At 42.3% G+C, this 11,883-nt stretch carries 8 protein-coding genes; 3 read left to right on the top strand and 5 right to left on the bottom strand.

The annotated features are described in order from the left end of the window. From ACRC32_RS19825 to ACRC32_RS19815, 3 genes are all read right to left on the bottom strand, one after another. The coding region (locus ACRC32_RS19825) for an urease subunit alpha (RefSeq protein WP_438555585.1) at positions 1 to 1,050 on the bottom strand (1,050 nt) is incomplete at its 3' end. Positions 1,051 to 1,145: 95 nt separating this feature from the next. After that, the gene (locus ACRC32_RS19820) at positions 1,146 to 1,457 is read right to left on the bottom strand and encodes an urease subunit beta (protein ID WP_438555584.1); all 312 of its coding nucleotides are present in this window, start codon (positions 1,455 to 1,457) and stop codon (positions 1,146 to 1,148) included. Further along, positions 1,454 to 1,588 carry a hypothetical protein gene (locus tag ACRC32_RS19815; RefSeq protein ID WP_438555583.1) on the bottom strand — a complete coding sequence of 45 codons (135 nt, stop codon included), beginning with the start codon at positions 1,586 to 1,588 and terminating at the stop codon, positions 1,454 to 1,456. The genes ACRC32_RS19820 and ACRC32_RS19815 overlap by 4 nt, the downstream gene beginning before the upstream one ends. A 116-nt stretch (positions 1,589 to 1,704) precedes the next feature. Between ACRC32_RS19815 and ACRC32_RS19810 the strand changes: the two genes are divergently transcribed. Continuing rightward, a complete protein-coding gene (locus tag ACRC32_RS19810) occupies positions 1,705 to 7,611 on the top strand; it encodes an EAL domain-containing protein (protein WP_438555582.1) in 5,907 nt (1,968 codons plus the stop codon). A gap of 34 nt (positions 7,612 to 7,645) precedes the next feature. Here ACRC32_RS19810 and ACRC32_RS19805 read toward each other — a convergent pair whose 3' ends face one another. After that, a complete protein-coding gene (locus ACRC32_RS19805) occupies positions 7,646 to 8,695 on the bottom strand; it encodes a M42 family metallopeptidase (protein ID WP_438555581.1) in 1,050 nt (349 codons plus the stop codon). A 99-nt stretch (positions 8,696 to 8,794) separates the two neighbouring features. Then, entirely contained in the window at positions 8,795 to 9,802 is a 1,008-nt protein-coding gene (locus ACRC32_RS19800; protein ID WP_438555580.1) for an SGNH/GDSL hydrolase family protein, read from the bottom strand. 329 nt (positions 9,803 to 10,131) lie between these two features. Here ACRC32_RS19800 and ACRC32_RS19795 point away from each other — a divergent pair, with 329 nt between their 5' ends. After that, a complete protein-coding gene (locus ACRC32_RS19795) occupies positions 10,132 to 11,070 on the top strand; it encodes an ABC transporter ATP-binding protein (protein WP_438555579.1) in 939 nt (312 codons plus the stop codon). Next, positions 11,067 to 11,846: an ABC transporter permease gene (locus ACRC32_RS19790; protein ID WP_438555578.1), complete on the top strand. Its 780-nt coding sequence runs from the start codon at positions 11,067 to 11,069 to the stop codon at positions 11,844 to 11,846. The genes ACRC32_RS19795 and ACRC32_RS19790 overlap by 4 nt, the downstream gene beginning before the upstream one ends. Positions 11,847 to 11,883 lie beyond the last annotated feature (37 nt).

Here is an 11,883-nt window from a genome sequence, read left to right as displayed (position 1 = left end):
CAAAATATCTTCCGCCGCGATCGTTTCTCGACGAATGCGCGATTCGGCAAAGGCGACATCTTCGGCAATACTTGGATCGAGGTGATGGCAAACCATCAACATGTCTAAGTGTTCGTCCAGGGTATTGAGAGTGTATGGGCGTGTGGGATTGGTAGAAGAAGGTAAAACATTGGCTTCACCGCAAACTTTAATGATATCTGGGGCGTGACCGCCGCCAGCCCCTTCTGTATGGTATGTATGAATCGCCCGTCCTTGAAAAGCGCCGATGGTAGTTTCAACAAACCCAGCTTCGTTAAGGGTATCGGTGTGAATCGCAACTTGGACATCGTACTCGTCAGCGACATCCAAACAAGTATCGATCGCGGCGGGAGTCGTTCCCCAATCTTCGTGCAACTTCAAACCCATTGCCCCAGCTGCAATCTGTTCGACTAAGCCTTGGGGTTGACTGCTGTTACCCTTACCGAGAAATCCTAAGTTGACGGGAAAAGCATCGGCAGCTTGCAACATCCGGTAAATGTTCCAGGGTCCAGGGGTACAAGTTGTGGCATTCGTACCTGTAGCGGGTCCCGTACCCCCGCCAATCATTGTCGTTATACCAGAGGCGATCGCCGTTTCAATTTGCTGGGGACAGATAAAGTGAATGTGACTGTCGATCCCCCCAGCCGTGACGATTGCGCCTTCTCCCGCTAAGACTTCCGTACCAGGACCGATAATAATATCTACGTTGTCTTGAATGTAAGGATTGCCAGCTTTGCCAATTTTGTAAATCTTGCCGTCTTTAATCCCGATATCGGCTTTGACAATACCCCACCAATCGAGGATTAAAGCGTTGGTAATGACTAAATCGACAGCACCATCAGCATTAGCAATGGGAGATTGTCCCATCCCATCGCGGATGACTTTACCACCGCCAAACTTGACTTCATCACCGTAGGTGGTAAAGTCTCGTTCGACTTCGATAAATAATTCTGTATCGGCAAGACGGATGCGATCGCCTGTTGTGGGACCGAAGGTTTCGGCGTAGGCGCGGCGATCCATGCGATAGCTCATAGATATTCCTTGTCAGAGTCTATAGGAGATTGAACCATACAGATACAGAAAATACCGAGAAAAAATTTATATAGGTTTCACAAACTCTACGAAAACTATCCCTCCAGCGCCCCATTGACACTACCGTTGAAGCCATAGACTTGTCTGGTTCCAGCTAAGGGGATAATGGTAACTTCCCGTTCGTCTCCTGGTTCAAACCGGACAGCCGTACCTGCGGGGATATCTAAACGCATCCCTTTTGCCCGTTCTCGATCGAATTCTAAGGCAGGATTGACTTCAAAAAAATGATAATGAGAACCAACTTGGATCGGGCGATCGCCTGTATTTGCTACTCGTAAAATAGTCGTGGGACGACCTACATTTAATTCGATTTCCCCTGGCTGGACGAGCGTTTCACCTGGAATCATTGCCTATTCCTTCTCTTGCTATTTGCTGATGAAATAAAGATATTGTAGCGATCGCTGACATCGAGCGCGATCGCACGCCAAACTATAATCTGTTTATTGTCAACTATTCCTAGCCATCCAATTTTATTCACAAAATGTTAATTAGTGCAAACTTGTTTGAAGTTAATTATGCACTGACTCCGAAAAATTGCTGTAGGCAATTTTTTTGCGTGTTATTTAAAATACACTTTTTTAAGCAAAAGCGAGTATGATCGCTATTTCTGGCTATGAGATTATTAACAAAATTTACGAAAGCGATCGCTCGGTGGTTTACCGAGCGTGGCGAATCCGCGATCGTCAACCAATTATTCTGAAAATTTTAAAAGCAGAGCAACCTAGCTTAGAAGAACTGATTCGGTACAAGCAAGAATATGAGATTACCCATTCTTTAAATTTATCTGGAGTCGTAAAAACTTACAGTTTAGAAAATTTTCACAACACTGTATTAATTACTTTAGAAGATTTTGGCGGTGAGTCTTTAGAAATTCTCAGTAAAGCTAAAAAGATTAGTCTCAAAGATTTTCTCGAAATTGCCATTCTCATAGTAGAGAGTTTAGGCAAAATTCATGCAGCAAATATAATTCATAAAGATATTAGTCCGGCTAATATAGTTTTTAATTCTGCTACTAAGCAACTCAAAATTACTGACTTTGGATTTGCTACTGTTTTATCTAAAGAAACTCCTAATTTTGGTCATCCTAGTATTTTAGAAGGAACTCTGAGTTACATATCTCCAGAACAAACTGGCAGAATGAACCGCAATGTTGATTATCGAACAGATTTTTATTCTTTAGGAGCAACTTTCTATCAATTACTCACCCACCAACTACCATTTGATACTGACGATCCTTTAGAACTCATTCATTGTCACCTTGCTAAGCAGCCAATTCCGCCCCACCAAATCGATCCTAGTATCCCTCTAGCTCTTTCACAAATTGTTATAAAACTATTGGCAAAAACCGCTGAAGCCCGTTACCAGAGTGCCTGGGGAATCAGAGCAGACTTACAAAATTGTTGGCAGCAATTAGAGAATAATCATACTATTACAGAATTTGAATTAGGCAAAGAAGATATTTCCGAAAAACTACAAATTCCTCAAAAACTTTATGGTAGAGAACGAGAGATTGAGATTCTATTAGCGGCTTTTGAGAGAGTCTGTGAAGAAGGACAAGGAGGACAAAAGAGAAATATACCAATTACCAATTACCAATACAAACCCGAATTAGTCTTAGTCCGTGGATATGCTGGAATTGGCAAATCATCTCTCGTACAGGAAACTTTTAAATTAGTTACTCAAAAAAAAGGATATTTTGTCCAAGGAAAATACGAGCAATATCAACGGCACATTCCTTATTTTGGCTTAATTAAAGCACTGCAAGAATTAGTTCGTCAACTCTTATTAGAAGACTCAGATCGATTAGCAAAGTGGCGAGATTGCATTCTCACTGCTTGCGGAGAGAATATCGGCGTTCTGATCGATGTTGTTCCCGATTTATCATTGCTTTTAGGTCAACACTCAGCGATCGCAACTTTAAACCCAACAGCAGCAGAGCATCGGTTTAAATTAGTATTTCAAAAGTTGATTCAAGTATTTGCCCAAGCAGAACATCCACTCATAATTTTTTTAGACGATCTTCAGTGGGTAGATAGAGCTACTTTACAATTAATTCAGATTTTAGTCACGGAAGGAAAGCAGGATTTATTTTTGATTGGGGCATATCGAGACAATGAAGTTAATGTTTTTCATCCTCTCAGCTTGAGTATAGAAGAGTTAACCAAATTTGGAGTCACAATTCATTATATCTCTTTAACACCTCTGAATATATCTCACATTAATCAGCTACTTTCTGAAACTCTCAAGTGCGATCGCGAGGTGACAGAGCCTTTAGCAAAACTGATTTTAGAAACAACTCATGGTAATCCATTTTTTATTAATGAGTTTATGGCTTATTTAGAAGCGGAAAACTTATTAAAATTTGAACGAGCGAGACAAATTTGGTACTGGGATTTAACAGAAATTCAACTAGCTCAAGCAACTCATAATAATCTTACCGAACTTCTCGTTAAGAAAATTCAAAAGCTCGATGACAATACACAACCAATTTTAAAACTAGCAGCATGTATTGGTAGTTCGTTTGAGTTATCTACTTTAGTTGGCTGTATGACAAAACCTGCTGAAGTCATAGTGGCACTTCTACAACCAGCGATCGCTGCTAGTTTAATTATCCCTATTGGCAACGATCGCATGGCAATTGAGTTAGGTATTTCTCAAACACGAATATTAACAGTGAGATATAAATTCGCTCACGATCGCATTCAACAAGCCGCCTACTCGTCGCTCCCAGAAGGTACAAAACAAACTTTACATCAAATAGTTGGTCGAACCCTACTACAAAATACTCCATCAGACAAGCAAGAAGAAAAAATTTTCGATATTGTCAATCATCTGAATTTTAGTATCTTTTTGTTACAAAACCAAACTGAAAAAGATGAATTAGCAGCACTCAACTTAACTGCTGCCAAGAAAGCTAAAGAATCCATCGCCTATGAATCAGCATTGAGTTATGCAAGTTTGGGTATCAAACTGATTGAGGAAAAAAGCTGGCAACGACAATACGAGCTTTCCCTTGCTTTGTTTTTAGAAGCAGCGGAAGCAGCATATTTGTGTGGCAAATTTACCTCAACGGAAAATTATATAGATATCGTAATACAACAAGCAAAAGATTTATTAGATAAAGTTAAAGTTTATGAAATTAAAATTCTTGCTCATGTTGCTCAAGGAAAACCACTTGCAGCTGTCAACATAGCAATATATGCCTTGCGGCTTTTAGGAGTTAATCTACCTCACAGAGCAAGTAAATTTAAGATTTTACTAGCGGCGATCGCCACCAAATCTATCTTATGCCATAAACACATTGAGGCACTAATTAATTTGCCGCCTATGAGCAATCCCCACACATTAGCAGCTATGAAAATCATGGGAATAGCCGGTTCGCCTACATATAATGCTGCACCGCAATTCGCTCCTTTATTGGCATTTGCTGGAGTCAATCTCTCGCTAAAATATGGCAATACAGCAATGTCTGCTTATGGTTATGCCAGTTATGGAGTGATGTTATGTGGCGTATTGGGGAATATTGACGCTGGCTATCAATTTGGTAAACTTGCTTTAGATCTATTAGAAAAGTTTCAGGCAAAGGAATTAAAAGCTAGAACCTTCATGGTGTTTAATAATTTTATTCGACACTGGAAGGAACATGTTAGAGAAGGCTTACCATCCCTCATAGAAGCTTATCGAAGTGGACTAGATACTGGCGACATTGAATTTGCTGCCTATTGCGGATTTATTTACTGCTACCATTCCTATTTTGTTGGCAAGGAATTGACAGCACTCGCACAAGAAATGGAAACGTATTTGCAAGCAAGCGATCGCCTCAAACAAGAGACAGCCTCGCATTTACTACAACTCTATAGACAATCTGTTGCAAATTTATTGGGAACAACAGAAAATCCGTGTTTTTTTAGTGGCAAGTACTACGACGAAAAAAAGATGCTGTCATTACTATTAGCAGTGAATCATAAAACTGCTTTATTTCACTTATATTGTCAGAAACTCGCACTCAATTATCTATTCGAAGCATACGATCGTGCTACTGAAAATGCATTGCAAGCAAAAAAATATATTGATGGTGTCATTGCTTCTCTATCTTTACCTGTCTTTAATTTCTATGATTCTTTAACTTTAATATCTACATATAACTCTACTTCAGCTTGGCAAAAAAAGCGCATTTTAAAAATTGTCAAGATGAATCAAAGGCAAATGCGAAAATGGGCAGATTCTGCGCCCATGAATTATTTACATAAGTATTATTTAGTTGAAGCCGAGAGTCATCGAGTTCTTGGCAATTTTGTGCGAGCAATAAATGATTACGATCGCGCCATTGCTTTAGCTCAAAAACATACATATTTGCAAGAAGAAGCATTAGCAAATGAACTAGCAGCCAAATTTTATTTAGAATTAGGTAAAGACACGATTGCTCGCATTCATCTTTTAAATGCTAGATCCTGTTATTTAGTCTGGGGTGCGACAGCTAAAGTAAAGGCTTTAGATACCAAATATGCTCAATTACTGTTTACTTTGACAAATCAGTCTCATAAATTCACTGCAAGCCATAACATTAATATTCATACATCCGATCGCTTACTCGATTTGAATACATTCATTAAAGCCGCGCAAATCATTTCTGGCGAAATTGTTTTTCAAGATTTAATTCATAAAATAATGCAAACTGCAATCGAGAATGCAGGCGCGGAGTTAGGTTTTTTATTATTAGTTAGAGATCGAAAGCTAGTCATAGAAGCAGCTATATCTGTCGCGTCAGCCGAGCAGATGATATCGTTCCCCATACCAGCAACAAGCGATCTACTACCAATGTCTTTAATTAACTATGTAGCCGAGCATAAACTTGATGTCATTCTGCAAAACACTATTGATAGTTACAATTTTGCCGGCGATCCTTATGTTCAATTACATAAACCTAAATCGGTATTGTGCGCGCCTATTTTGAATCAAAATCAACTCGTAGGCATTTTCTATTTAGAAAATAATCTCATTACAGGTGCATTTACGGGCGATCGCCTAGAAACTTTGCGGTTGCTGTGTTCTCAAGCTGCAATTTCCTTAAAAAATGCCCAACTCTATCAAGACTTAAAGCAATCGGAAATGAAAGAGCGAGAAAAAGCAAGTCAGTTAGAAAAGTCGTTGCAAGAACTGCAAATCGCTCAAAATCATCTCGTACAAGTACAAGAACAACTACTGCATGATGCCTTTCACGATCCCCTCACCGATTTACCCAATCGTGCTTGGTTGATCGAGCGTTTAGAACAAGCAATCAAAATGCACAAACGCTATCCAGATTATCTCTATGCTTTACTGTTTATCGACCTAGACCGTTTTAAAGTTGTGAATGATAGTTTAGGGCATTTGGTAGGAGATGAGTTAATTAAAAGTGTTGCTAGCAGGTTAAAACTTACTTTACGTGCCTCAGATACAGTAGCGCGACTCGGAGGCGATGAATTTGTAATTCTACTAGAAAACATTCGCGATCTTGAAGAAGCGACTGTGGTAGCAGACAGAATTCAAGCACGCTTAAAACAACCGTATCGACTGCTTGAATATGAAGTTTTTACCAGCGCAAGTATTGGCATCACGTTCAGCACGATGAATTACGAACGAGCAAGCGATGTTCTCAGAGATGCGGATGCAGCCATGTATCATGCTAAAGAGCAACATAAAGGACGATATCAAATCTTCGCCCCCGCAATGCAAGCCCGCGCGATCGCCCGTTTGCAATTAGAAAGCGATTTACGACGGGCGATCGCCCAACAAGAATTATCCCTGCATTATCAACCGATCGTTCAACTTTCTAGCGGCTGTCTGACTGGATTTGAAGCTTTAATCCGCTGGTATCATCCCCAGCAAGGTTGGATCGCACCAACAGAATTCATTCCAGTTGCAGAAGAAACTGGATTAATCGATTCTTTGGGTTGGTGGGTATTGCATCAAGCTTGTCTGCAATTACACACTTGGCGCGAACGATTTCCTAAATATCATAGCCTTGCAGTCAACGTTAATTTGTCAGTGCAACAACTCAAACAAGCAGATGCAGCCGAACGGATCGAGCAAATTTTACAGACAACTCAACTGCCAGGAGAATGTTTAAAACTCGAAATTACCGAAAGCTGCTTGTTAGAAACAGCAGACTTAGCCCCACAGTCACTAGAACGTCTCCAAGCTTTAGGAGTGAAACTGTGTATCGATGATTTCGGTACGGGTTACTCTTCTCTCAGTCGCCTGCACGATCTACCCATCGATACGCTGAAAATCGATCGCTCTTTTGTCAACCATCTCGAATCTAGCCGTCACGCTGAAATCGTCCAGACAATCGTTACACTAGCACGCAGTTTGAGCATAGATGCAGTAGCAGAAGGCATTGAAACCCAATTGCAGTTAGAAAAACTACAACAACTTGGCTGCGATTTAGGGCAAGGATATTTATTTTCTCAGCCTGTAGACAGTCAAAAGGCGGAAGAATGGTTAATGGCTAATAGTTAATGGTTAATTGCTGCTAACAATTAACCATTAACTATCAACTATTCACAAATTGCGTTTCGCAAAAACATTGGAGAATTTCAATACAGTTAGCGATCGCTCCTAAATGAGCAATCTCATATCCGTGAGTATTTTGCGTTGGAAATGCCAAACACGCAGCACGCGCAACGTGTCCAAATTTCATGGCGATCGAAGCGTCGCTGCCAAACCCACTGAGGGTTGCTAACTGCAAGGGAACATTCTTTGCTTCTGCTGCATGACGCAGTTGTTGGTTCAAACCTTCATCGTAAATTCCATAACCATCTTGAGACAAAATTACGGGCGCTTCCCCAGACTGAATTGGATATTCTGAAGAGAGAGGGCAGATTTCTAAGGCGATTAATCCATCCAAGCGTTGCTGCTGTGTGAAATATAGCGCCCCAATTGCTCCCACTTCTTCTTTTGCCGAAGCTACCAAATAGATATCTACTGCTGGTTGTTTAATTCTCTCAGCTAAAGCTAGCAAGATCGCGACGGAAGCTTTGTTATCTAAAGTGTAGCTGGCAATATGGTCTTTTAATCCGATCGGGCGCTTGCGATGCTTGCCAATTACCATTCGCGTACCCGCACGAACTCCCGCAGCTGCGAGTTCTTCAGGAGTACGCATAGTTTCAATCCAGGCATCTTCCCATCTTACAGGCGTATCTTCCTGCTGCACTTTTTGGGGCGACTCGTGGGAAACGTGGCGGGAACCAAAGCTGAGAATGCCGCTAATAGTTTCGTTGTCTCCCAGCAGATCCACGACTCCTTCGCCATATACCCAAGGAAAAGCACCGCCTAGTTTTCTAACTTCTACGCACCCATCATCGCCTACACTCTTGACAATTGCGCCAATTTCATCTTTATGGGCAGTAATCGCGATCGCACCTTGGGCATCTCGCCCAGGAATTTTGGCAATAATATTGTCAGCACGATCTAACCACACTTCTACCCCCAAGGCAGAGAAGCGATCGAGCAAGAATTGATTAATCTCTGCCTCGACTCCACTGGGAGAGTGATGCATGACTAATTCTTCGATAGTGGTAAATAGGCGATCGTAGTTAGACACGGAGGATTAATGAGAATGAGGTGTAGAGATGTTGTCTGCAATGCCTCTACAGTAACAAGAGGTGAGCGATTAACTCCATCGATCTTCGATAATTGTTCCTCATCTCTTGTTCTTGTACAGCGATACCGTAGTCCCTGCCGCAGTCCCGAGGGTAGCCAACACGAATGCATTTAATCCAGCAGTTGATGATTCAGAAGATGAGGATTTAGAAGATGATTTAGAAGTAGATGCAGATTTGAGGCTAGATAAAGCTAATTCTCCCACTAACGCATGGACTCCAGTTGTGGGGTGCAAATTGTCCCAGAAGAGATATTCGTTAGGATTGCTGCATACGCTTGTTGGAGTCAAGCAAGTATCGGTGACGTTGGTCAGTCCAAACTCAGATGGATTGGCGATCGCGCGTCTGAATAGAGAATTCACGTCCACGGAGACAATATTAGTATTAGTTCTCTTATTCAAGACTTGCAAAGTTGCTGCTAAGCCAGTGTTATGAAATTGAGTTAAAGCGTTCAGGTTGTTAGCAATTTCTTGATTATTCCTAGTAGCGGGGATGAGTCCCAAATCCGGTAGATTTACCACTAAAATATGTCTTGCCCCACGCTCTGCGAGAGTACTTACTGCTGATGTAATGTTGTTAACTGGTAAGAACGGATCGGTGACTCCGCCTCCTAAATAGTCATTTGCTCCCACCCAAATCACATAAAGCGCTCTCCGATCGGCTTTGGTATGCTTAGCCTTAAAATTTTCCAGCTGCTGATGCAATCCTGGTAAAGGAGGTGTGTTGGGAGGTAGTGGAGCAGTAGTGTTATTCTTGCCTGTAGTGGCTCCACCAAAAGCGTAATTTGTAAGGCGATCGCTACTCAAACCTAAATTGTCTGCCAGATAATCTATCCAGACTGGACCGTTAGAGAAACGTCCTTCAGAGTACGGCGGACTGGGAGGAATGCCTGTAGCTTGAAATGTATTCCCCGTATCGGAAAGACTATCGCCAAACACGACGATCTGACTGAAAGGAGTTTTTGCTTGTGCTTGTAGGGGGACAATACACGAACCAATCGCAAGTCCTGTAGCGAGAATTTTGATTCTAACGTTCTTGGTTTTTGTCATCTAATTTTAGCAGGGAGTAGGGAGCAGGGAGCAGGGAGTAGGGAAAAGAGAGCTTCAGGTGCAGAGGGGCTTCAGGAGCTTCAGGTGCAGAGGAGACTAGGGAGAATTTAATTCCGCGCTCCCGAATTCTCCCCACACCCTACACCCTACACCCTACACCCCACACCCTTTCTTCACTGATAACTGACAAAAAATTCTACCATTAGTTAGAATCATCTCCCCTGCCAGACATACAACCATCCTTGATATACTACAATGTATTACAAGGGGGATAGCATGATTTTTTCGAGCTATCTGCCAACAACAGCCCTAAGTCAGTACAACAATTCATGACTAGCATTACCAGATCGTCGCAAACTGAAGTTGTAGCGCTCGCAGCCTACGACTTGTGGAAATCCTATCGCGATCGCCCAGTCGTGCAGGGAGTCAACTTCAGCCTCAATCCAGGGGAGATTTTAGGCTTGCTCGGTCCCAACGGTGCGGGAAAAACAACGATTGTCGGAATGCTTTATGGCTCTGTCAGACCCGATCGCGGCTTCGTCCAGTTAGGGCAAAATAAAATTCAGTTGCAGGGACGAGCAGCTAGAGCAAAAATGGGAATTGTTACCCAAGAAGACAATCTCGATCCTGACTTTACAGTTTGGGAAAATTTAACATATTTCGCTCACCACTATCGAATTACCGGAGCGGCAGCACGTCAACGTGCCGGGGAATTGTTGGCTCTGGTAGGATTAGAAGACCGTGGCAGCTCTCTAGTTGACGAACTTTCAGGCGGGATGAAGCGGCGGTTGGTGCTAGCACGCGCTTTGATTAACCACCCTCAAGTCGTATTTCTCGACGAGCCGACAACAGGACTCGACCCAAATGCACGACAAGATTTTTGGCGTTTGGTACTGCACTTGAAACAAAATGGTTGCGGAGTGCTGTTGACAACCCATTATATGGATGAAGCACAACGGCTGTGCGATCGCTTGTTGTTACTCCAGCAGGGCAAAATTCTCGATCGCGGCACGCCCGCAGAGTTAATCGAACGTACAGTAGGTTTAGAAGTGGCGGAAATTATCGGGATTCCTGAGTCAACGATTCAACAGCTCGCCCAACAAGCAGGTACTTGGTATCATCCATTTGGCAATAGCTTTTTGCTTGGGCTACCAGCAAATCCCCAATTTTGGCAGCAGCTCCGTACCATAACTCCAACTCCGCCCATTCGTCGTTCTACTAATCTCGAAGATGTTTTCTTAAGACTGACAGGAACAGCACTGGCATGAAACGGATTTCAGTTACAGCTTGGGGTATATATTCTGTCTGGCATCGTCATGCCAAGGTGTATCAAAAAACTTGGTTAGTTAACAGTTTGCCACCATTATCCGAGCCTTTGATCTATTTAATTGCATTCGGCTACGGTTTAACCCCTCTAATTGGCGATGTAACTTATCAAGGGCAAACCGTTAGCTACTTACAATTTATTGCCCCCGGCATGATTGCAGTAGGAGTACTCTTTCAATCTTTTTTTGAAGGTTCTTTCGGTAGTTTCATCCGTTTGAGTTACCAAAAAACATGGCAAGCACTACTCACCGCACCTCTGAGTTTTACTGAAGTCTTCTTGGGCGATTGGTTGTGGGCAACGACAAAAGGCTCAATGGCAGGAACAGTGACCGGTCTAGTTGCAATGAGTTTAGGGCTATACTCGGGTTGGCATTTGCTGGGATCTCTACCTTTAATTATCTTGGGTAGTATGGTATTCGGTGCGCTAGGGCTGTTTACTGCGGGTACGGTGCGGACTGTCGATCAAATTAACGTACCAATCTTTTTATTTGTCGTTCCCATGTTTACTCTGTGCGGCACTTATTTCCCACGCAATACCCTACCACCACTGCTGGGTTATGTTGCTAATATCTTACCCTTATCAGCACTAGTTGACCTGCTACGTTGGTCGCTGGGCTTACCTCAATTCTGGTATTTACAGGTTGTGTGGTTACTATTGTGGTTGAGCGTTTCTACTGTATTGGCTTGGCGACAGATTTATCCGCAGCTAATTCAATAGTTGAACTGAACCATCTCAAAATACTTCTAGCAATCGC

It is taken from the genome of Chroococcidiopsis sp. (assembly GCF_051657925.1).
Taxonomy (GTDB): Bacteria; Cyanobacteriota; Cyanobacteriia; order Cyanobacteriales; family Chroococcidiopsidaceae; genus Chroococcidiopsis.
Note: the sequence above shows the minus strand (reverse complement) of the source record. Positions and strands in the feature narration are given on the sequence as shown.